The sequence below is a fragment of the Kluyvera sichuanensis genome, from assembly GCF_014218705.1.
Lineage (GTDB): Bacteria > Pseudomonadota > Gammaproteobacteria > Enterobacterales > Enterobacteriaceae > Kluyvera > Kluyvera sichuanensis.
In genome coordinates this window covers 36,837-58,239 of the sequence record NZ_JABBJF010000029.1, presented here as the reverse complement: position 1 = coordinate 58,239, position 21,403 = coordinate 36,837, and the positions used below count along the sequence as shown (strand labels likewise).

At 45.4% G+C, this 21,403-nt stretch carries 23 protein-coding genes and 1 pseudogene; 2 read left to right on the top strand and 22 right to left on the bottom strand.

All coding sequences use genetic code 11. From position 1 onward, the window contains the following. A partial coding sequence (locus HII27_RS21970; protein WP_001401901.1) for an IS1 family transposase occupies positions 1–80 on the top strand: 80 nt, incomplete at its 5' end. 15 nt (positions 81–95) lie between these two features. Here HII27_RS21970 and HII27_RS27555 read toward each other — a convergent pair. The 18 genes and pseudogenes from HII27_RS27555 to prmB form a co-directional block, all read right to left on the bottom strand. After that, positions 96–386 (bottom strand): annotated as a pseudogene (locus HII27_RS27555) (prepilin peptidase); the annotation flags it as partial. Positions 387–450: 64 nt separating this feature from the next. Beyond that, complete coding sequence (locus HII27_RS21965) at positions 451–942, bottom strand: hypothetical protein (protein WP_185669547.1); 492 nt, start codon at positions 940–942, stop codon at positions 451–453. A gap of 19 nt (positions 943–961) precedes the next feature. Next, the gene (locus tag HII27_RS21960) at positions 962–1,675 is read right to left on the bottom strand and encodes a roadblock/LC7 domain-containing protein (protein WP_185669546.1); all 714 of its coding nucleotides are present in this window, start codon (positions 1,673–1,675) and stop codon (positions 962–964) included. A 34-nt stretch (positions 1,676–1,709) separates the two neighbouring features. Further along, on the bottom strand, positions 1,710–2,084 hold the full coding sequence (locus HII27_RS21955) for a hypothetical protein (protein WP_185669545.1): 375 nt from the start codon (positions 2,082–2,084) through the stop codon (positions 1,710–1,712). 120 nt (positions 2,085–2,204) lie between these two features. Continuing rightward, positions 2,205–3,494, bottom strand: coding sequence for a tetratricopeptide repeat protein (locus HII27_RS21950; protein ID WP_185669544.1), 1,290 nt, complete (start codon positions 3,492–3,494; stop codon positions 2,205–2,207). Beyond that, positions 3,488–4,267 (bottom strand): type II secretion system F family protein, encoded by a 780-nt coding sequence (locus HII27_RS21945; protein WP_185669543.1) that lies wholly within the window; start codon positions 4,265–4,267, stop codon positions 3,488–3,490. Before HII27_RS21945 ends, HII27_RS21950 begins: the two co-directional genes overlap by 7 nt. Positions 4,268–4,349: 82 nt before the next feature. Next, positions 4,350–5,264: a type II secretion system F family protein gene (locus HII27_RS21940; RefSeq protein WP_185669542.1), complete on the bottom strand. Its 915-nt coding sequence runs from the start codon at positions 5,262–5,264 to the stop codon at positions 4,350–4,352. Then, the gene (locus tag HII27_RS21935) at positions 5,261–6,550 is read right to left on the bottom strand and encodes a CpaF family protein (RefSeq protein WP_185669541.1); all 1,290 of its coding nucleotides are present in this window, start codon (positions 6,548–6,550) and stop codon (positions 5,261–5,263) included. Before HII27_RS21935 ends, HII27_RS21940 begins: the two co-directional genes overlap by 4 nt. Before the next feature lie 43 nt (positions 6,551–6,593). Next, positions 6,594–7,727 carry a P-loop NTPase family protein gene (locus HII27_RS21930; RefSeq protein WP_185669540.1) on the bottom strand — a complete coding sequence of 378 codons (1,134 nt, stop codon included), beginning with the start codon at positions 7,725–7,727 and terminating at the stop codon, positions 6,594–6,596. Positions 7,728–7,740: 13 nt separating this feature from the next. After that, the gene (locus HII27_RS21925) at positions 7,741–9,072 is read right to left on the bottom strand and encodes a type II and III secretion system protein family protein (RefSeq protein WP_223883276.1); all 1,332 of its coding nucleotides are present in this window, start codon (positions 9,070–9,072) and stop codon (positions 7,741–7,743) included. Between the two features lie 177 nt (positions 9,073–9,249). Further along, positions 9,250–10,221 carry a hypothetical protein gene (locus HII27_RS21920; protein WP_185669538.1) on the bottom strand — a complete coding sequence of 324 codons (972 nt, stop codon included), beginning with the start codon at positions 10,219–10,221 and terminating at the stop codon, positions 9,250–9,252. A 312-nt stretch (positions 10,222–10,533) separates the two neighbouring features. Then, positions 10,534–10,761, bottom strand: a complete 228-nt coding sequence (locus HII27_RS21915) for a Flp family type IVb pilin (protein ID WP_223883275.1) — start codon at positions 10,759–10,761, stop codon at positions 10,534–10,536. Positions 10,762–11,220: 459 nt separating this feature from the next. Next, complete coding sequence (locus tag HII27_RS21910; protein ID WP_185669537.1) at positions 11,221–11,496, bottom strand: YfcL family protein; 276 nt, start codon at positions 11,494–11,496, stop codon at positions 11,221–11,223. A 28-nt stretch (positions 11,497–11,524) separates the two neighbouring features. After that, complete coding sequence (locus tag HII27_RS21905) at positions 11,525–12,070, bottom strand: elongation factor P hydroxylase (RefSeq protein ID WP_185669536.1); 546 nt, start codon at positions 12,068–12,070, stop codon at positions 11,525–11,527. Next, positions 12,070–12,879, bottom strand: coding sequence for a sulfite exporter TauE/SafE family protein (locus HII27_RS21900; protein ID WP_185669535.1), 810 nt, complete (start codon positions 12,877–12,879; stop codon positions 12,070–12,072). The genes HII27_RS21905 and HII27_RS21900 overlap by 1 nt, the downstream gene beginning before the upstream one ends. Further along, complete coding sequence (mepA, locus tag HII27_RS21895) at positions 12,879–13,703, bottom strand: penicillin-insensitive murein endopeptidase (protein WP_185669534.1); 825 nt, start codon at positions 13,701–13,703, stop codon at positions 12,879–12,881. The genes HII27_RS21900 and mepA overlap by 1 nt, the downstream gene beginning before the upstream one ends. 2 nt (positions 13,704–13,705) lie before the next feature. Further along, on the bottom strand, positions 13,706–14,791 hold the full coding sequence (gene aroC / locus HII27_RS21890) for a chorismate synthase (protein ID WP_185669533.1): 1,086 nt from the start codon (positions 14,789–14,791) through the stop codon (positions 13,706–13,708). Positions 14,792–14,834: 43 nt separating this feature from the next. After that, complete coding sequence (gene prmB / locus HII27_RS21885) at positions 14,835–15,767, bottom strand: 50S ribosomal protein L3 N(5)-glutamine methyltransferase (protein ID WP_185669532.1); 933 nt, start codon at positions 15,765–15,767, stop codon at positions 14,835–14,837. A 167-nt stretch (positions 15,768–15,934) separates the two neighbouring features. Between prmB and smrB the strand changes: the two genes are divergently transcribed. Then, complete coding sequence (gene smrB / locus HII27_RS21880) at positions 15,935–16,486, top strand: endonuclease SmrB (protein WP_185669531.1); 552 nt, start codon at positions 15,935–15,937, stop codon at positions 16,484–16,486. Between the two features lie 85 nt (positions 16,487–16,571). Here the strand turns inward: smrB and sixA are convergent, their stop codons facing one another. The 4 genes from sixA to HII27_RS21860 all read right to left on the bottom strand — a co-directional run bounded on the left by sixA (position 16,572) and on the right by HII27_RS21860 (position 21,175). Then, positions 16,572–17,057, bottom strand: a complete 486-nt coding sequence (sixA, locus tag HII27_RS21875) for a phosphohistidine phosphatase SixA (RefSeq protein WP_185669530.1) — start codon at positions 17,055–17,057, stop codon at positions 16,572–16,574. A 187-nt stretch (positions 17,058–17,244) separates the two neighbouring features. After that, a complete protein-coding gene (gene fadJ / locus HII27_RS21870) occupies positions 17,245–19,395 on the bottom strand; it encodes a fatty acid oxidation complex subunit alpha FadJ (protein ID WP_185669529.1) in 2,151 nt (716 codons plus the stop codon). Further along, entirely contained in the window at positions 19,395–20,705 is a 1,311-nt protein-coding gene (gene fadI, locus HII27_RS21865; RefSeq protein ID WP_185669528.1) for an acetyl-CoA C-acyltransferase FadI, read from the bottom strand. Before fadI ends, fadJ begins: the two co-directional genes overlap by 1 nt. Before the next feature lie 185 nt (positions 20,706–20,890). Then, the gene (locus HII27_RS21860) at positions 20,891–21,175 is read right to left on the bottom strand and encodes a YfcZ/YiiS family protein (RefSeq protein ID WP_185669527.1); all 285 of its coding nucleotides are present in this window, start codon (positions 21,173–21,175) and stop codon (positions 20,891–20,893) included. Positions 21,176–21,403: the final 228 nt, after the last annotated feature.

Sequence of the window (21,403 nt, the reverse complement as noted above, 5' to 3'; positions counted from 1 at the left end):
AGTCGCTGTCGTTCTCAAAATCGGTGGAGCTGCATGACAAAGTCATCGGGCATTATCTGAACATAAAACACTATCAATAAGTTGGAGTCATTACCGAAAAATTCTAATATTAAATTCTGCGGTATGCTAAAAACTAGCGCCACAATTAACTTTATGTCCCCAGCGCCTATCATTCCTGTTATTGCTAATAAAAAACCAATAATCAAAACCATGGCAGGAATCATTATATTAATATGACCAAACAACATAGCTAAACACATTGAAGAGACAAGCACAGATAATACACAACTGTTTTTTATTTGTCTGTATAAAATATCAGTAACACAAGAATATAAGAGGAGAATAAATATTATTAATAGTAAGAAATGACAGAATAGGTCATGCATACTTAGACTCTGCAAAATTATTCCGCATATATAATATGCGGAAATACATGGATTCTATTGTTATCTATCTTTTACCTTTCTTTATTTTTGCTCTTTTCATTTTTTGATACACCGGTATCACTATTGTACGACTTTCAGGATATGATGGTATACTTTGCTCTACTCGTACAGGAGATGATATTTCATTATTCTCTATTTCAATAGATAAAGAACTTCGCATTTTATTAACCATCATAAAGTAAAATTTTATGGTGTCGAAAATCTTTTGGTCACGTTCATAGAGAACCGGTTCAACCGCAATAGCACCACAAGAAATATCGGAACTGGTGAGTTGGATAGCTTTATCAAGAACATAGGCAATTTCATTTCGTTTAATATCAGGATAAGCATTTATTACATCGATGCTAACTTTATAAATTAAATCATACAGTAAATTAAATCTTTGTTCCGTTAATTTATCTCTACTATCAATAACTGGATTAATAGATATATAACCGCTAACATGATCGGCGGAGCAAATTTTAACTGCACAGTCTAAAATGAACGATTTTTCCACTTTGATATTCCAATGTTAATTAAATGATTTTTTTGCATATTTCAATAATGCTTTCAGATAAATTTTTCATACGCCAGAATATCTGACCAATAGGCTCATCTTTTTCCGTTATCGCCATCAAGCACAATATATGCTTAGCAACGATAATCCGGTTAAAGAGGATCATACTGTCGTCACTCTCCATAAAGACCGTGTTCTGCTCCCCTGAACCGACTTCTTTTAGCATCGCTGAGCTGATTCCAAGCAACGAACTTGCTAAAGCAGATACTTTTCTCACGTGAAGTTCATTACCTGCAGTGAGCAGTGAAGCCACTTCAAATCCATCCTCTGTTGATACTATAATATTTTGTAGTAAAGTATTTTGTTTATAGAACTCTTTTAACTCGATATTTAATGCAGCAATCAATGCTTCTGGCACCTCACGTATTTCAACACCTTCAATCCCAGCATCTTCAATCCCAGCATCTTCAATCCCAGCATCTTCAATCTCAGCACCTTCAATCTCAGCACCTTCAATCTCAGCACCTTCAATCTCAGCACCTTCAATCTCAGCACCTTCAATCTCAGCACCTTCAACCTCAGCACCTTTAGTCGCTATACAAGGTTCATTCCGAGTCTCTAAAGATGGCTTCATCAACGGTTCATCTTCATCTGATTTTGTGGCATATATATCGAAAGGTAACTTATGTAGACCCATCACAATTCTCCAAAATAAGCTAGTGATATTAATCATTAATTCTTACCGCTAAAAGAAAACCCTCTATATTTTATAGCCGCACAGGAACACTCAAATGAATAGATAAACACTCATTTAACTTCAATCTAATCAAAGCTATATTTGAATTTTTAGCGATACCGATGTAAAGAAAACAATTGTTCATGCAAGTAAAAGGCGTTAATAAATGAATTTCATTATCGTAAGAAATTAATATATCCTCAAAACAACTCTTTAACGATGACAACCGTGTGTATTTTATGTTAGTTCTAACAATATCGCTCATAGCCTGAACTAAAGGCCCACTGTTATCATCGATATTAAACCCACACTCAATCTCTTTTTTTATCATATTAAGTAGTGCTACTTTTTCAATTCCATTTATTTTTAATAACTCAAGTAACAATTCCTCGAAATTGATATCCATTAACAACTCCAAAATGTAATTCTATCTCAATGTATTTAAATTAAGCCAGAAGAATACATTTTGATGCAAATTATTATTGCACAAAATTAATAAAACTAACGCTAAAAATAAATACAATCATTAATATGTGAAATCTATTAGTATTTTTTCTTTAATCCTTCCAGTTGCAGTCGATCTTTTTATCAACTTCGATTTGACACAGCGCGTTGTAACAACTCTTAAAATAGTGTTCCCATCACCTTTATTAATAAACTCAACTTTTTTAACATTAGGATGTTTATTAATTATGGCTAACTGAGCGTTGAATAGTGATTTTAGTGGTTGTGCACCAAATAATTCTAACTCAATCTGATTGTCATATAACTTCGGCAACAGCATAAAATTAATAGGATATGAAGAATATAATGCCAACCGGTCACCATTGGTGATATGTGCCGATGTTAACATTGATATAGATTTTGCGTTAGCAATTCGCCCCTTGAACGGCAATACTTTTTCATTCGGATTGTCAACAAACTCACATTTATCTGATAATGGCGTTGCTTCCTTCTTAATTACTGGAGCATCTGAAGTTGGTTTGGTGATATTAACTGGCAATGAGGTTTTCTGTTTTATATCTTTTCCTTTATTTATAAAGTTATCTTTTTGTGCCAGAGTAGAACCAGGACTATTTTGAATATTTATTTGGACTTGCTCACGCGGTGATAATTTCGCTAGTGAATTGATAAGTTCTTCTGAATCGGTCGTGATCATTTTTTCACTAGCAATAATTTTCCTTGCGCTGTTATAGTCCCCGATTTTAATAAGTGAATAAACAAGATTATATACCGTCTGTGAGCGATATTTTTTCCTCACATACAGCGATAGCAGATGATCACGAGCTTTTACATAATCCTGCTGTAAGATCTCCATCATCGCGATATTATTAATGACAATTTCTTCATTATAAAACAGGCCCCTGGCCTTCTCAAATGAGTGCAATGCGTCGGTGTAGTACCCCTGTTGAGCTAACATAATACCGCGTAAATTCCACAATTCACCATTTGCCCCCTCTTTTAAAATTAGTTTGTCAATAATGACTCTCGCGTCATTTTCCTGCCCTAGTTCAATAAGGTTCTTAGCTTGCAGTAAAAAATACTTGCTGTCGCCATTACCATCCGCCAATGGCTTGAGGTATATATTTGATGAGTTGTAATCGCCAATTTTGTTATAGAGTAATGAGAGATGATAACGATCCTCAGCATTATCCTTAAGACTTAGTTTTTTCCGGTATATCTCTATCAAACCCTGATAGTCATTCAACTGTGTTAATATATATTCCTTTTGATCATCTTCTGATGCATTTGATAAACCACCTGAACAACCACTAAGAACCGCAAGCATTAATATAGGTAATAATTTTTTTACCATGTTGAGCTCATCTTAATCAGACCCGGACCAGCAACCAGTGCTATTAGGGGAAAAAGAATAAAAGCAATCATTGGGAATGTCATTTTCGCGGAAAGCGCGGCCACTTTTTCTTCCATACTCAATAACTGCATTTGTCTAATGTCTTTAGATAATTCAATTAATACATTATAAATAGACGAACCAAATTTTGTACTTTGTAATAAAGTTGAACAAAGCATCCGTACTTCTTCGTTATTTACTTCATTAGAAAGTTGCTCCAGAGCGGTGTTAATACCACTAACTTCAGATCTCAGCACCGTACGAACAAGTAAAGCAGACAAATCTTTATTGATACTTTCGATTTTATAAGCAATATAAGATAACGCAGCTTCAACCGTCATACCTGATTGGATACAAACCGCTAAAAGGTCAATAAGGTAAGGGATATCATTGGAAATTCGGTTAAATCTTCTCTGCGTTACTGATTTTTGAATACGAGCCGGAACAATGATAATAAAAGAAAGAATACCAAGAACCACAATCATAAACGTCTGCGAATCTAATTCCCACCAACCTGCATACTTCATCAAGGTAACAGGCAGCGCCATTACTATAAATAAAACAGCCTTTATTTTTATGTTTTGGTCCAATGCCGAAGAGGCAGAAATGATTTTACTATTCTTTTTAAATGTTTTATCTAATTGCGATTCAATTAAATTGCTACCATAGGAAAGAATATTTTTCGGGTCATCTTTTCTAGCGGAAAAGTTAATTAACTTTTCTACTTTTTTCATCCTCCGCTGCCGATAGATAAGTAACAATATACTTCTCATTCCAATTGCAAATAAAACACAGAAAAAAGCATATATCATTAGTTTATCCCACCTTATTCATCATCATCCATACCAACCATATTCCGGTTAATATACTACCTACAGCGTAATACAGTATGAATCGTCCTGAATCTGTCCCTATTAATATGTCAAAGTTATCTGGTGAAACAAATTTTATAAAGAAGAAAAAGAAGACTGGTATAATCACAAGCACTTTTACCGACATCCTGGCCTCAGACGTCATGGCGATTTTTTTTCTTTCCAAGGCTTTGCTTGCAGAGATCAACATAGTTAATCGAGTCATCACTTCGCTAACTTGCCCACCACCTTTTAAATTTATTAATACCGTTATTACAAATGAAAAGTACTCACTGTAGGGGTAGCGATAATAGGAGTCCATAAATACACGTTCTGGTTCATCGCCAATATCAAGTCTCATTAATACTCGCTTAAATTCCTGTCCAAAATCGCTATTGATTACTCGTGCACATTCTTCGAACCCTTGTAATACCGGTCGCCCTACTCTCACGGAACTATTAATAATATTTAATGCCTCTGCAAAATCACGTTCAAATTCAGTTCGACTTTTTTTTACCTGCTTAACATAGGGAATATACGGTATGATAATCATCACGATTATTGCAATAGTAAGGTTACCAAACTGTAAGAACTCGGCATTGATATATAAAGCTCCCGTCACACCCGCAAATGTAATAGCTGCAGTTTTAACAAGTAGCTCGCTATTTTTACCAATAAGGTTCCTACGAACTTTTCCTAAAACCAATTTTGCATTGTTAGCTAGATTGGAAATTATGATGTTTTTCTGTGTATCCTCGTGGCTGGCAATGATATTCGTTGATAATATTTTACTCTTTATATTTTTTGAGTTTTTTGCAGAAAAGTATATTTGTGCAATACCTATTAAGAGAAAAATGGTTGAAACAAATACTATAATCATGACACTTTGCTCCCGAATAGTTGCCGTAAAGGTTCAAGATAGCCATGTACTAACGCTTGCCTATAAACTGCAGAACGTTGAAGAAGACCATTGCAGGTGAATGTACCTGTAATCATTCCATTAGCATCTCTTTCAGGATTGGCAGTGAAATTAAAGATATCCTGTAGAATAATATTTTCGCCTTCCATCCCCATTAATTCAGATATATTTGTTACCTTTCTTGAACCATCGGGTAAACGTGATGCCTGCACGACAATATTTACCGCCGTCGAGATATTACGACGAATAGCGATTAGTGGAAGCGCGGCATTAGCCATCATGACCATACTCTCTAATCGAGCTATCGCATCCCTTGGATTGTTTGCGTGCAGCGTTGACATGGAACCATCGTGCCCAGTATTCATCGCCTGCAGCATTTCAAAAGCTTCCGCACCGCGGCACTCACCGATGATAATGCGATCGGGCCGCATACGCAGGGAGTTAATTACCAGATTTCTCATATTAATCTGACCCTGATTTTCTGACCCAGCAAGCCTTGTCTCTAGCCTCAACACGTGTGTTTGTTGCAGTCTTAATTCTGCCGCATCCTCAAGCGTTAATACACGTTCACTTTCTTCAATATATTGTGACATCGCGTTCAACAAGGTTGTTTTTCCTGATCCTGTCCCTCCCGATACAATAATATTGACCCGGCAACGGCTGGCAATAACCAAAAAATTTGCCATTATTTCATTCATGCTTCCGAACTTTATTAACTCTCCCAGCGTTATATTTCCTTTACCGAATTTTCGTATCGACATTGACGTGCCATCAATAGATATCGGTGAAATAACAACGTTCAAGCGACTTCCATCAGGCATACGCGCATCAACCAATGGTTGTGAATCATCGATGCGCCGCCCCACCTTACCGACAAGTCTCCTTGCGATATCTGTTAACTGTTCATTATTGATAAACTGTTTTTCAGATAACTCCAGACGCCCCTTTTTTTCAACGAAAATACGGTTAGGTCCATTGACGAGAATATCACTGATCGAATCATCTTCCATCAGTTCTCGTAACGGTCCATATCCCGTTATTTCATCAACGACCAGTTCACACAACTCTTGCCGCTCAGGGGCAGAGAGATAATTTTCTGTACGGTTGCCATTAATCACCGAGCGAATAACAGAATTCACTTCATTAAGAAGTTCTGATCTATTTTCTTTTATACTGTCAATCTGCTCAAGATCAATACTTTTAAGAACTTCCTGTCTAAAATAGACAAATGAACTCGATTTATTCATAAGAAATCATCCATGAGTGATTTTCTGAACTAATACTAAAATGTCATTTTTTCTTAAAGAGGGACAAAAATCGTAGGCCACTCTTTTTGCTACCAGAATTATCTCTATCATTGATACCAAGCATTTTTACCGCAAAGTTTTGAATTGCGTTATTTTTATTTGTTTGTTTCATGTCTTTGAGATACGAATGAATAATATCGATTTTTTTACCAAGATAGTTTTCAATATCCTCATTTGATAACTCATCCGGCCTTGCAAGATGGTTTTCATTCAATATAATAATATTTTTTGACAACTCCTTCACATTTTCTGGAGTAGGTGAAATACGCTCGAACTCATCAATAATCAGACGTGCATTACGTACCGAAGCTAGCTCTCTGGTAACTACAATAAACATAAAATCCGAGCCAGGGACAATTACTGTTAATTTATCCCTGACCTGGGTCGTAACATTATGATCAAAAATAACAATATTATAATTTCGATAATCAGGAGCATCGAATTGCCATAACTCCTCTTCTGTGGCGATTTTAATTCCCTGATGATTGTTAAGATGAGTGATAACACCATCGCGTGCTAACGATGTATCTGCGATTAAATCCAGATCTGGCGTTCCAGTGTGGCCCTGAACCAAAAGTATGGGGAAATTACTCAGCTCACTAAAAGCTTTAAATAGCTTCCAGGCCAACAGTGAAGTACCACTCCCTCCCTTACACCCAATGACGCTAATTTTTTGCGTATAGCTCGAAGTTTCAGAAACCTCATTGACCTTTTTTAGCGCATTCCCAACCATCAGTATTTGTGATTCAAGGTGTAAATAGACAGTACCAATACGCGTCATTTCATCACAGAAACGAATAGAATCAGTATCACCGACAAATATTTTTTTGGTTGTTATTGGAAATAAAAATTTCATTTTTTGTTCAATAATTGATATGTCATTAAAACCTTCAAGGTCTATAACAATATAATTACATGATGGTATAATCTTCCCATCAGTTATATCACAGAAATAAGCATTAACGCGTGTTACTTCCATCCCTGTACTCATTCTTATTTGAGTTGCCAGGCCTGATGCTATATTTTCCCGCGTTGTAATAATTGCAATATTTTCCGTTCCTGATGAGCCGGCACTGCTTTCGACATTTTTCTTATTAATTTTAGTTAAATCTAACATAGCGGTAACCTACCTATCTAATAAATCCACCGTGTGAAATAAACCCTCGGCCATCATTATTCTCCAGCCTATCTTTGTGTTCTTCAGCAACACCAACGTTAAAGAAAAGCTTATCAACAGAGGTTCTATGGAATTGAGGGACTGGCAGTTTATAGCTTTCGGATGCAGATACAGGTTTAACTAATTTTACGGTGGCAAAAACGACTAATTCACTTTTTTCCCGCTCGGATTGACTGCTGCGAGCAAACGCGCCCAAAATAGGAATATCGCCAACATAAGGAACTTTGGATAAAGATTCTCGGTCGGTTTCACTTAATAAACCGCCGATGACAAAACTATCGCCGTCAGCAAGTTCTATCGTTGACTGTGTTCTTCGCGTATTGATTGTTGGAATGGAATAAGAGTTATAGGTATAGCTTCCCGTAACGTTACTAAGTTCATTAGAAATAAATAGGCGGATTTTGTCGCTACGATTTACCTTTGCACCAATGTTAAGTCGGATACCGTATTCTTTATACTCCACAGAAGTAGAACTATCGCCACCGCTATCCACTACAATTGGAATTTCGCCACCAACCAGGAAGCTAGCGTATTCTCCCGAAAGTACGGTTAAATTTGGCTGTGCGAGTACCCTAGCGATACTATCATTTTTAACGGCATTGATTACTGTACTAATGTTTCCAGCATCAAAGCCACCTTTAAAACCAATCAAACTGAAAACACCTGCGGCATTTGCCGCACTACCACCATTGATAATACTATCAAGCGTCAAGCTGCTCCACTCGATACCCAGTGCATCCGTAAAGTTCTTCGTGACCTCAACCACAGTCAGTTTTACGTTAACCTGTTGCGACGTTGAGAGCACGGTCATGCGATCGATAACATTTCCCCACTGTCTTTTAGTCAGGTGGTCAATCTTATTATCCCCTCCATCCTGTGAACTCCAACTGACCTCTCTATCTTTTTTATCATCACCAACCAAACTTCCGACGGTATAATATATCTCATCCCTGATTTCTTCAGTCGCGACATCACCTTTTATGATATATGTCAGTTTTTCCCCGCTCATATATCTTTCAATTTTTATATTTGTTCCTGGATACTGTTTATTTATCCTCGCCGTTAACGTTCCCCCAACAGAATCTACAGTTACGGTGATAAACCTTAAAACCTTACCTTTTGCGCCATAAATCGTAAGGTCGGTATTTCCTGATTTTTTAGCATATAGAACAACTTTTTTACCATCAATGACTTTGTAATCTGCAATATCTGGGTTAGATATAAATACCGTATCGATTTTTTGCCCTGATGTGATATTTTTTGCTTGCCCTTCCTTCAAAATCATATCTTCTGCAAATGATGAGCTAATCGCGAAGGGTAATAACAGCTAAAGTATAAATACTTTAAGTATTTTAAACATACTACATCCTCTCGTTATTGTATGGGTTTAAAATCCATTTAGATATGCCTTTAATCTACGTAAGAGTAATACTCCGGGATGCTACCTATAGATTTAATTATTTCATTTTTTATTTTCAATCTCGGTGCTAGCAGCACTAGTCCCGCGATATTCTCTTATAGAATCTATTGTATTCTGAGGTTCTTGTACTATATTTTCTACCACTATAGGAGCCGGTGCTGGTGAATTTGTAAATAGAATATCCCGGTTATCGACCGGCCACTGCCCCTCACTTCCAACTAATACTGAATGTTCAAGACTCATATCGCCGCGATTTTTGTTCGTAGGGAACAGATAGATAGACTTATTTTCAAGACCTTTTAAAGTCATGACTTCAGCTGGTGACAATTCGACTAAAATATATCCCTCATTATCTATAGGACTGCTTTGGTCAACGATCTTCGTCATTTTTGACGCCTGCGACGTAATCGATAGTATTTTTTTATCTTTCATTATTAACTTAAAATGTTTATTATTGATACTATCCGTCGTATCGGCAGTTGGTATCGATTCTTTCTGCCCATCATCCTCCCTACTTTCTCTCAATATGTAGGCAAGATAGATATCGACTCCTTCTCCAGCACGAACATTAGTAAAAAGATAGCTGTCTGATTTTTGAATAGCAAAACCATAAACAATAGTTCCAGGTTTAGCCGACATTTGAATATATTCATCACTTCCCGGTGCGACTAATACTGCGGTTGGTATTTTCCCCCCCGTTGCAACATCATTCTTAACCATCCAGTTATCAATATCGTTAACCGAAAGTTTCTTTACCTCTTCGCTATCTTTCTCTACCTGCACCGTCTCTAACCTGAAATCCTCAGAGGTTAAACGCATCCCTTTTTTTAGCTCTTTCCGGGCTACGGCAACCGTTATACTTTCCTTTGGTTTTTCATTTGCTTTAACCAGCGCTGATTCATCAGTGTTAGGTTGCACTGCTTTATTGTTATTTGCGGTATAATAAACAACCATTCCAATAATGCCGATGATTACCATGGCAATATTAATTATTAATTTGTATTTTTTGCTCATTGATATCCTCAGAATTAACGTTTGTAACAATTCATTCCCTAGTTAATGAATCTGGAATCATGAATAACTACTGGTTATTAAATTTATAGTTTGAAATAATAGATAGAAGTGGATAACTTGCGAGCGCATATTCACTATGTGAATAATAAATATAGCGATGCATAGCTACCGCACGAACTGTACTGTGATACAGCCCCTTTGGCATATGTATAAAACTTATGTTTAAAAGTATAATTCCATTGTAAAAATACAGACGGCATATGACGCCGCCTGTATTTTTACTTGCAGCAACTTAGCGTTTAAACACCATGCTTACTTGATATTAGTACTCACCACAGTTGTTGCTTTGGTGAATAAGCTATTTATCATCGTTTGAACCTGACCATTGCTACCAAACACAACGGCTACAACTGCAGCTACACCCGCCAGCACAATGGCGTATTCAACCGCAGTAACACCATTTTGGTCTTTACAAAAATCACGCATTTTCTTCAGGCCAGCATTACCCAGAAGATAGGTTTTGATCATTAAATCATTCATTTCATTTATTCCTTTATTAAACATCCCAATAATATTTATTGATTCTATTGTTCCAGCCACATATATAAGGCATGTCTGGAACGTCAAATATTATATTCTTACACTTGGCTAAAAGCTTAACAGAGGTTTTTTTTTAGGATATTATTTATATAGCAAGAGTGAATTAGTGATTTAGGTATAATTATTAGGCGCAAAAATATATTAGCCAACTAGCTTGTTGATAAGAATATGTATTTTATTTTTTTGCAAAACATGAATGTGGATAGATAATTGTTCATATCATTTTTTTTGACTGTTTGTGCTATTCATCTTATGCACACAATATAATAATTCAACACCACCTGCTTTTTTGCTGCAAACATAAGCGCATATCGCGAAGACAAAAAACCCCGCAAGCATTCGTTACTTGCGGGGCTTTACAGTATGTCATCTATAACCTGGACAATTATCTCAAAGACATTACCGTGTACCTTTCTGGAACAGTGAGTCCCACATTGACTTAACCAGCGCCTGGTCTCGAGGCGTGAGTTCACCCGCCCCAATAGCCTTTTCCAGACTCCCTGCTACGGTGCGATAGACGGCCTCTGCGGAGCGATCGTCGCCCTCTTCTAACTCCGCTACCGCGAGCGTTAAATGGCCGCGCAGATAACCGCTGGCAAACAGCTCATCATCACTGGCGTGCTCCACCATGTCATCAATTAACGCCAGAATGCGTGCTTCAAACTCCGCGATCATCTTCTTTCCTCTTTCGGTAACATGGCTTTTAGAGATCTTCCGGCCATGGGAATTGTTCCGCCGTTAGGGACGGCGTATGGTAATAATCCTGTAGTGCTTTGATAAACGTCGCTGGGCGCGGCGGAATGCCTTGCGTCAGATAGGTCATCACCTGCGCGTGTACACGCCGCTGGAAGACGATACGGTCCGGTTCAAAGTCACCTTCCAGGTTGTCGCAGCTAACGTTGAACGGGAAGCCCGCCGCCACGCAGAACAACCAGTCAAACGCCTGCGGCTTCACCTCAACGTCTTCAAACTGCCCCTGGGTTTTGGCATCGCGCCCGTCCGGGCAGTACCAGTAACCAAAATCAACCTGTTCACGTCTTGCTTTACCGGCAATACACCAGTGTGAGATTTCATGCAGCGCGCTGGCGAAAAAGCCGTGCGCGAAGACGATACGGTTATAGGGCACCTCGGCGTCCGCTGGAAGATAAATAGGTTCGTCGTCACCTTTAATCAGACGAGTATTAAACTCATCGGCAAAGCAGCCATCGAAAATCGTCACCAGCTGCTGGTAATTGTGTGTGTTCGTCATTAATTCATCCCTAACCAATGCATAATCTGCTGTCCATGGCTGTCATACAGCAGCTTCGCGCTCATCACTGCGGAAACCACCACGATCATCGGGCGAATCAGCGTCTGCCCTTTACTTAGCACCAGACGGGAACCCATACGAGCACCGAAAAACTGCCCAACCATCATCACAAAGCCGGTTGCCCAGATCACCTTGCCACCAATAATGAATAGCAGCAGCCCCCCCACGTTAGAGGTAGCGTTAAGAACCTTGGCGTGTGCGGTAGATTTAGCGAGGTTGAAACCCATCAGCGTGACGAATGCTAACGCGTAGAAAGACCCTGCGCCGGGGCCAAAAAAGCCGTCGTAGAAACCGACGCAGCCGCCGGCCACTAGCGCGAACGGCAGACCATAGAGGCGCTGTTGGCGGTCAGCTTCGCCAAGCTTCGGCATCAGCAGGAAATAAAGACCGATACCTATCACCAGCAGCGGCAGAATTTGGCGCAATATTTCCGACTGCACGTATTGCACCAGCAGCGCACCGGTCATCGAGCCGATAAAGGTCATCAGGATATTGAGCTTTTGGTCCGCTAGATTTACCACTTTGCGGCGAACAAAATAGAGTGAGGCGGATAGCGAACCGCCACAGGCCTGCAGCTTGTTGGTTGCCAACGCCTGCGCGGGCGGCATGCCTGCTGCCATCAGTGCCGGTACGGTCAGTAAACCACCGCCGCCCGCCAGTGAATCAATAAAACCCGCCAGAATCGCAGTAAAGAAAAGGACCACCAGCATCAGTGGTTCAACCATAAATAGTGCGGAGAAGCTGTCCATTAGAGTACGTGTTCGTCCAGTAGCGCCTGGCAGGAAGGCGGCAACGGAGGAGGCGTCTTCTTCACAGGCTTAGTGGCGCCAGGTTTTGGCGGTTCAAACCAGCTTTGCAGTTCAGCGCCGCAGCCGTCTCCAGCCGGGGGCAGTGCCTGCTCTTCACACTCAAGGCTGTTCGCCGGGCACTTCAGGCGGACGTGCATATGCGCACGATGCTGGAACCACGGGCGAACTTTACGCAGCCAGTCGCGGTCGTTACCCGCGTCGAGGCAAAGCTGTTGTTTAATAGCTGGGTTAACAAAAATGCGTGTCACTTCACGGTCTTCGGCAGCGAGCTTAATGAGTTGGCCGATTTCCGGTTTCCACAGCATCGGGACAACGTGTTTACCATCCGCGCTGACTAAATCCAGCGCCTGGGGTTTCAGCAGTTGGGCTGAACTCCAGCGCGCCTTCGGTAGCTGCAGGAAAATATCGACATCCAGCCCGCTCTGGTGGCTGGCGTGTCCGCCGTTAAAGCGCCCACCGGCAGGCATCCCCATATCACCAATCAGCATCGTGCCCATCCCATGCTGCTGTACCTGGTTGCCCAGACGCTGGATAAACTGCACCAGATCCGGGTGACCAAAGTAGCGGCGCTGGTCGGTACGCATCACCTGATAGGTGTCTGATTGCAGCGGTAGCGCCTGTGCACCCACGATACAACCGTTGGCAAACGCGCCAATAGACTGAGCGCTGCCGCTGATAGGCTGGGTGATTTTCTGCCACGGCGTTGCCGCCAGCGCCGTGCCGCTGGCCACCAGAGCCAGCAGCGCAATAACGGTTTTTTTCATGTTTACCAGCGTGGAATCGACGTTGTCACATCGGCGTTCTGCGCGCGTTGGCGCATAAAGTGATCCATCAACACAATTGCCAGCATCGCTTCAGCAATGGGCACCGCACGGATGCCCACGCAAGGGTCGTGACGACCTTTGGTGATCATCTCCACTTCTTCACCAAAGCGGTTGAGCGTTTTGCCCGGAACGGTAATGCTGGAAGTCGGCTTCAGCGCAATATTCGCCACGATCTGCTGACCGCTGCTGATACCGCCCAGAATGCCGCCCGCGTGGTTGCTCTGGAAACCGGCTTTGGTGATTTCGTCGCGGTTTTCGCTGCCGCGCAGTTTCACCACCTCAAAGCCATCGCCAATCTCCACGCCTTTCACCGCGTTGATGCTCATCATCGCGTGGGCGATGTCCGCATCCAGACGGTCAAACACCGGTTCGCCAAGGCCTGCTGGCACGCCATCCGCCACTACGGTCACCTTAGCACCAATAGAGTCGCCCTCTTTTTTGAGGCCGCGCATCAGTTCGTCCAGCGCTTCAATCTTATCCGGATCCGGGCAGAAGAACGGGTTTTGTTCTACCTGATCCCAATCTTTGATCGCCAGCGGAATGTCGCCCATCTGGGTTAAACAGCCGCGAATAACGATACCGAATTTCGCCGCAAGAAATTTCTTGGCAATCGCCCCTGCCGCTACGCGCATCGCCGTTTCACGGGCAGAAGAACGGCCGCCGCCGCGATAGTCGCGCAGGCCGTATTTCTGTTCGTAGGTGTAGTCTGCGTGCCCCGGACGGAAGACGTCTTTAATGGCGCCGTAGTCCTGCGAACGTTGATCGGTGTTTTCAATCAGCAGACCAATGCTGGTACCGGTGGTCACGCCTTCGAACACGCCGGAGAGGATTTTCACCTGATCCGGTTCGCGACGCTGGGTGGTGTAACGCGACGTGCCCGGGCGGCGACGGTCAAGGTCGTGCTGCAGGTCAGCTTCGGTTAACGGGATGCCCGGAGGCACACCGTCAACGATGCAGCCCAGCGCGATGCCGTGCGACTCGCCAAAGGTCGTTACACGAAAGAGTTGTCCAATTGTATTTCCTGCCATCACGACTCCGTTATCGTTGTTCTGTTGTTGCGTGCTGGATTAATCAGTCTTTGTACTGGGCGAAATGATCCTGCGCGGCAATCAGCTGCGCTTTGGTCAGCATAAAGACGCCGTCACCGCCGTTATCAAACTCGAGCCAGGTGAACGGAACATCCGGGTATTGGTCCATCAGATGTACCATGCTGTTACCCACTTCACAAATCAGAATACCGTCGTCGGTGAGGTAATCCGGCGCGCAGCCGAGAATACGACGGGTCAGGTGCAGGCCATCTGCGCCGGAAGCCAGACCCAGCTCCGGTTCGTGGCGATATTCTGACGGCAGGTCAGACATATCTTCTTCATCCACGTACGGTGGGTTGGTGACGATCAAATCGTATTGCAGCTGCGGCGCATCACGGAACAGATCGGAACGGATCGGCGTGACGTTATGGATCATGCCGTGTTCTTCAATGTTGAATTCGGTGACGGCCAGGGCTTCAGGGGAGACGTCAATGGCGTCCACTTCCGCTTCCGGGAAAGCGTAGGCGCAGGCAATCGCGATGCAGCCGCTGCCGGTACACATATCAAGAATATGATCAGGACGATGGTTAATCAGGCCCGCAAAGCGGTTGTTAATCAGCTCACCAATGGGAGAGCGCGGCACCAGCACGCGATCGTCAACGTAAAATTCGTGACCGCAGAACCAGGCTTTGTTGGTCAGGTATGCCACCGGAATACGCTCGTTCACGCGACGGATCACGCGTTCAACGATCAGCTGTTTTTCCGTAGTGGTCAGGCGCGCGCTGCGCATATCTTCTGGAATATCCAGCGGCAGGTAGAGCGTCGGCAGCACCAGTTGCACCGCTTCATCCCACGGGTTATCGGTGCCGTGACCGTACCAGATCTCGGCCGCGCTGAAGCGGCTTACCGCCCAGCGGAGCATGTCCTGAATGGTATGCAGCTCATTGACTGCTTCATCAACAAAAATCTTATCCACATTGTCCTCCAGGGGCATGCGTCGGGGTAAATTCGGCGGCTAGTTTGCCATGAAGGCGGCGATAAATCAGCATTCTTGCGTAGGGTGCGGGGAAAAAAGCGTTTTCGCTGCAGGGAGCAGCGTGAAAAGGTAAACTAAGGGAAAAGGCGAATTGAGAAGAATCAATAATGAAGAACAAAAATTCACTGAGCGAGGAGGATCAGGCACTCTTCCAGCAGCTAATGACGGGCACCCGCAAAATTAAGCAGGACACCATCGTGCATCGCCCGATACGTAAAAAGATAAGCGAAGTGCCGCCAAAGCGCCTGTTACAAGAGCAAGCAGACAACAGCCACTACTTTTCCGACGAATTCCAGCCGCTGCTCAATACCAACGGCCCGGTCAAATACGTGCGCGAAGATGTCAGCCACTTTGAGTTGAAAAAGCTGCGCCGAGGTGACTATTCACCGGAGCTGTTTCTCGACCTGCACGGGTTAACGCAGATGCAGGCCAAGCAGGAACTGGGCGCGCTGATTGCCGCCTGTCGCCGGGAACATGTGTTCTGCGCCTGCGTGATGCACGGCCACGGCAAGCATATTCTGAAGCAGCAAACGCCGCTGTGGTTGGCTCAGCATCCGCACGTGATGGCGTTTCATCAGGCATCGAAAGAGTACGGTGGAGATGCCGCGCTGCTGGTGCTGATTGAAGTGGAAGAGTGGCTGCCGCCAGAACTCCCCTGACAGATTCCCGGAGTCGGCGTAAACGCCTCGTCCGGGCTACAGGGAAAATTGACATTACCCAGCCATCAAGCTGGGTAAAAAACGATTAAATCGCTTTCGCCATTTTCAGATTGCACGGGCTCATTTGCCAGTTCAGGACACCTTGTCCGTTAGCGTCAAGGGTGACGCTGGCAATGGCGGAGGTGGTAAACATCGGCGGAACTTCGCCTGGGCACAGTTCAGCAACCAGATAACCCACCAGCGGCAGGTGAGAAATCACCAGCACCGATGAGGTCCCTTCATTGGCTAACGCCTGAAGATAGGCGCTGACCAGGCCGATATCGCCGCATGGCGTGAGCTCAGTCAGAACATCCACCTCTTTTGGCAGGTTAACGCACTCCCCTACCACTTCGAGCGTCTGCTCCGCACGCAGGAAAGGGCTCACCAGAACACGATCGATATTCACATTTTGGTCTTTCAACCAGGTTGCCATCTGACGAGATTCATCACAACCACAACCGGTGAGAGGACGAACCGAGTCACTAGCTGCATCGAGGGCAGCGTCGCCGTGACGCATAATAAAAACTTGCATATTGCACCGCTTTTGTTGACCAGAAGCACCAACGTCACCATAACGGTGACGCGGTAGCCGGGCATTGTGCCTTATCCATTCACTGAATGAAACGCTGATTTTTACCTTACCGGTGTAAGTATAGTCAACATCCGTTTACAAAATAGCCAAAAACCATGCATTTCATCTGGGTTCAATACCTTTGACCTCAGCTCAGTGAATCTGTTTCATCACCTGGCCAAAAGGTATCGCCGCGCTCCGCCCGCTGCACGAGTGCCTCGCATGGGGTAAATCGCGAACCATACTGTGTAGCCAATCGTTGCAACCGGGCAACTACCTCACCCGCGCCTAATGAATCCATATAGCGCAGCGGGCCACCGAGGAACGGTGGAAAACCAATGCCAAAGACCGCGCCGATATCGCCGTCACGGGCGCTACGGATCACGCCTTCATCACTACAACGCGCCGCTTCATTCAGCATCAGCATCACGCAGCGTTCAGCCACTTGCTCAGCCGAACACTGGCTACGCCGAGCCGACATCCCCGGAAGGGAATAGACCGCGCTATCGACCTGTTTCTTGCTTTTACGCCCTTTCGCACCATAAAGATAGAAACCGCGACCATTTTTTCTACCTTTGCGATCGTCATTCAAAATTGCCTGAATCAACGTTGCAGGCGCGCTAAAACGCTCGCCGTAGGCGGCTTCAAGAATAGGCAGAATTTTGGTGCCGGTGTCGATACCTACTTCGTCGAGCAACTGAATAGGTCCAACCGGGAAACCAAATTTAACCAGTGCATTATCAATATGTTCGATACTTTCGCCGTCCACCAACATGCGCATGGCCTCGGCGATATAGGGCGCAAGAATGCGGTTAACGTAGAATCCCGCTTTATCTGCGACCACAATCGGCGTTTTGCCCTGTTTCTTGGCAAGCTTCACGGTGGTCGCAATGGTCTGCTCTGAGGTTCCAGCATGGGGAATCACCTCGACCAACGGCATTTTTTCAACCGGGCTGAAAAAATGCAGGCCGATAACCTGTTCAGGCCGTTGGGCCAAGGCAGCAATATCGCCAATCGGTAAAGATGAGGTATTCGAAGCAAAAATAGTGTGTGGCGCGCAATACTGTTCAATCTCACCCACCATCTTCTGCTTGAGCGCTAAATCTTCAAATACCGCCTCTATCACCAGATCGCGATGGGCAAAACCCCGGTAGTCGGTGCTGCCGGAGATCAGCGCCAGTTGTGCGTCACGCTCCGCTGCTTTCATATGGCGACGGCGCACTTTTTGTTCAAGCTGATCCCAGCTGTACTTCAACGCATGGTTAATCCCGTTGGTGTTAATATCTTTAATGCGTACTGGCAATTTGCCTTTTACCGCTGTGACATAGGCTATGCCGCCACCCATTAATCCACCGCCCAGCACGCCTACCGAACGCAGCGGGCCAGGAGCAACAACGGCACCGGGATCTTTTTTAATATCGGTACTGGCAAAGAAAATGCTACGCAGCGCTTTAGACTGCGGCGTCATTGCCAGCTCACCAAACGCGCGCGCTTCCGCCTCGTAGCCGCTGTTCACGCCGTGCGCCAGGCCGGTTTCAATAACCTGCAGAATTTTATCGGTCGCCGGGTAGTTACCCTGGGTTTTTTGTGCCGTCTTTTTGGCGGCCATGCTAAACAGCAGATTGCGCCCCAGCGGCCCCGCCAGAATGCGCTCGCGTACCGGCAAACGACGATGTTCGTGGTGCGGTTTACGGGCGTACTCCGCTGCAGCCTCCAGCAGAATTGAGTGCGGCACAACCTCATCCACCAACCCGGCTTTCAGCGCCTGACGAGCACGAAGCTGCTTGCCAGTGAGAATCATATCCAGCGCCGTGCTGACGCCAATCAAACGCGGTAAACGCTGGGTGCCGCCGGATCCCGGCAGCAGACCAAGCTGTACTTCCGGCAATCCCAAAACGGTTCGCCCATCGTCTGAGCAAATACGCGCATGGCAGGCTAACGCCAGCTCCAGCCCACCTCCCAGACAGGCACCGTGGATTGCGGCGACCACAGGGATCGACAGGCTGTGAATTTCAGCCATCACCTGCTGCCCCTGACGGGCGAGGGATTCCGCTTCCTGTGCGCTTTTGCAGCGGCCAATCATATTAATATCCGCTCCGGCGATAAAGTTATCTGCCTTCGCGGAGATCAGCACCACGCCCTGAAGCGCTTTGTTTTCTCTGATTTGCTTGAGGATCGCGCGCACCTGGCCGCCAAACTCGGCCTTCAGGGTGTTCATCTTTTCGTCAGGCACGTCAATCGTCACTACCGCCACGTTGTCTGGGCGCACGGTGAGCGTAAATGCGGATTTCATTTCCATTATTCAGCCTCCAGAACCATTGCCGCACCTAACCCGCCCGCCGCACACGCCGTCACCAGCCCGAACCCACCGCCACGGCGGCGCAGTTCGTTCAGGGTTTGGGTGATCATACGTGCGCCGGTCGCCGCAAACGGGTGACCGTAGGCAATTGAACCGCCCAGGACGTTGAATTTACTTTCATCAACCTCACCGGTAGCGTGGCTGCGCCCGAGCACTTCGCGGGCAAATTTTTCGCTCGCCAGGCACTGAATATTCGCCAGCGTCTGAGCGGCAAAGGCTTCATGCATATCGATAAGCGTGAGGTCGGCAAAGGTCAACCCTGCGCGATCCAGAGCCAGCGGCGTGGACCACGCCGGCCCCAGCAGCATATCCTGCCAGACATCGATCGCCGTAAAAGCGTAGCTACGCAGATAACCCAACGGCACCAGCCCCAACTCTTTGGCACGGGATTCGGTCATCAGGATAACCGCCGCCGCACCGTCGGTTAACGGCGTACTGTTGGCCGCCGTCACCGTACCGTGTTGACGGTCAAACGCTGGACGCAGTTTGGCGTAATCAGCAAGCGTGGAGTTTGCACGGATGTTGTTGTCCTGCTCCAGCGGATTGCGGTACGGCGGCGAGTAGGCCGTCATGACCTCATCATTCAATTTTCCAGCAGCCCAGGCCTGCGCCGCCAGTTGATGCGAGCGGTTAGCCAGCGCATCCTGCTGCTCACGGGTGATGCCGTAGGTTTTCGCCATTTGCTCTGCGGTGTCGCCCATCCGCAGGCCGGTCGAGTATTCTGCCACCGCCGGAGGCACCGGCATCAGGTCACGCAGGCGCAGTCGAGAGAAGAATTTGAGTTTCTGGCCCAGGGTACGGGCTTTGTTGGCATCCACCAGCGTACGCGCCAGTTTTTTGCTCACGCCGATAGGCAGCACCGAGGAAGAGTCGGCCCCGCCCGCAATCCCGGCGCGGATGGTGCCTGCCATCAGGCTTTCCGCAACGTTTGCCACCGCCTGGAAGCTGGTGGCGCAGGCACGGCTGACGCTGTAGGCATCGGTATGCACATTCATTCCGGTACCCAGCACAATTTCACGAGCGATATTCGGCGCGGCGGGCATCTGCACTACCTGGCCAAAGACCAGTTGTTCGATAACGTCAGGGGAGATTTCGCTACGGGCCAGCATTTCACCCACGACCATTTTACCGAGGTCGACGGCGGGAACGCCGTGAAAAGCGGTCGCCTGTCGGGCAAACGGGGTACGTAATCCACTGACTATAGCAATGCGATCGCCCTGACGGGTGATAAGCGGTAACGCCTGACTCATAACTCTCCCCTGTTAACGGAATAAAACCAAGTGGTCTGACCTGATAACAGTTTTAACTAATTTATTACACTTAGCCAATCGGGGAGAGAAAAAATTGGGAGCTAAAACACACTGAGAACAAAAGAAAACGCCCCTGTTACCAGCGTAACAGGGGCGTTATTTAACGTCGTTGTGCAGGGGCGCGATTAACGCAGGCCCAGCTGGAAGATCAGCGTTTCAGCTTCGCAGGCGAAGACAAAATCGATATCCAGTTGCACGCCGCCTTCGACTTCTTTGAAGTCAGCGGTAATTTTGCAGGGTTCAGATTCTACGCTACGGGCTTTTTCTGACAGCGCGGCCAGCGTTGCTTCTGCGTCGGCACGGTTGGCGAATACACGGCTATAGGAAGCGGTGCAGTCGGAGTTGTCCATAATGGTACCCACGTCCATGCAGCAGCAAACCGGGGTTTCATCAGCACTACATTTGCTCATTGTAGATTTCCTCTGTTTTGTGCACTCAAGGTGCCAGATAAACGATGAGCATATTTTACGTCCACCCGCTTTTCGCCTCCAGTCGAGAATGTGATCTCTGACGTTAAGTGACCGAAATCACAATTAAAAATGATCTAAAACAAATTTAGTGTTTCTCCCCCTATGACAAGACCCGCAATTTTGCCAACCAGATCCCGTTTCAAACAACATCTCAGAAAAAATTAATAA

Coding starts and splice junctions, on each gene's coding strand:
- HII27_RS21960 (WP_185669546.1), bottom strand. CDS start 1,675: ATGATTAATATCACTAGCTTATTTTGGAGAATTGTGATGGGTCTACAT.
- HII27_RS21955 (WP_185669545.1), bottom strand. CDS start 2,084: ATGGATATCAATTTCGAGGAATTGTTACTTGAGTTATTAAAAATAAAT.
- HII27_RS21950 (WP_185669544.1), bottom strand. CDS start 3,494: ATGGTAAAAAAATTATTACCTATATTAATGCTTGCGGTTCTTAGTGGT.
- HII27_RS21945 (WP_185669543.1), bottom strand. CDS start 4,267: ATGAAAAAAGTAGAAAAGTTAATTAACTTTTCCGCTAGAAAAGATGAC.
- HII27_RS21940 (WP_185669542.1), bottom strand. CDS start 5,264: ATGATTATAGTATTTGTTTCAACCATTTTTCTCTTAATAGGTATTGCA.
- HII27_RS21935 (WP_185669541.1), bottom strand. CDS start 6,550: ATGAATAAATCGAGTTCATTTGTCTATTTTAGACAGGAAGTTCTTAAA.
- HII27_RS21930 (WP_185669540.1), bottom strand. CDS start 7,727: ATGTTAGATTTAACTAAAATTAATAAGAAAAATGTCGAAAGCAGTGCC.
- HII27_RS21925 (WP_223883276.1), bottom strand. CDS start 9,072: ATGATTTTGAAGGAAGGGCAAGCAAAAAATATCACATCAGGGCAAAAA.
- HII27_RS21920 (WP_185669538.1), bottom strand. CDS start 10,221: ATGAGCAAAAAATACAAATTAATAATTAATATTGCCATGGTAATCATC.
- HII27_RS21915 (WP_223883275.1), bottom strand. CDS start 10,761: ATGAATGATTTAATGATCAAAACCTATCTTCTGGGTAATGCTGGCCTG.
- HII27_RS21910 (WP_185669537.1), bottom strand. CDS start 11,496: ATGATCGCGGAGTTTGAAGCACGCATTCTGGCGTTAATTGATGACATG.
- HII27_RS21905 (WP_185669536.1), bottom strand. CDS start 12,070: ATGACGAACACACACAATTACCAGCAGCTGGTGACGATTTTCGATGGC.
- HII27_RS21900 (WP_185669535.1), bottom strand. CDS start 12,879: ATGGACAGCTTCTCCGCACTATTTATGGTTGAACCACTGATGCTGGTG.
- mepA (WP_185669534.1), bottom strand. CDS start 13,703: ATGAAAAAAACCGTTATTGCGCTGCTGGCTCTGGTGGCCAGCGGCACG.
- aroC (WP_185669533.1), bottom strand. CDS start 14,791: ATGGCAGGAAATACAATTGGACAACTCTTTCGTGTAACGACCTTTGGC.
- smrB (WP_185669531.1), top strand. CDS start 15,935: ATGAAGAACAAAAATTCACTGAGCGAGGAGGATCAGGCACTCTTCCAG.
- sixA (WP_185669530.1), bottom strand. CDS start 17,057: ATGCAAGTTTTTATTATGCGTCACGGCGACGCTGCCCTCGATGCAGCT.
- fadJ (WP_185669529.1), bottom strand. CDS start 19,395: ATGGAAATGAAATCCGCATTTACGCTCACCGTGCGCCCAGACAACGTG.
- fadI (WP_185669528.1), bottom strand. CDS start 20,705: ATGAGTCAGGCGTTACCGCTTATCACCCGTCAGGGCGATCGCATTGCT.
- HII27_RS21860 (WP_185669527.1), bottom strand. CDS start 21,175: ATGAGCAAATGTAGTGCTGATGAAACCCCGGTTTGCTGCTGCATGGAC.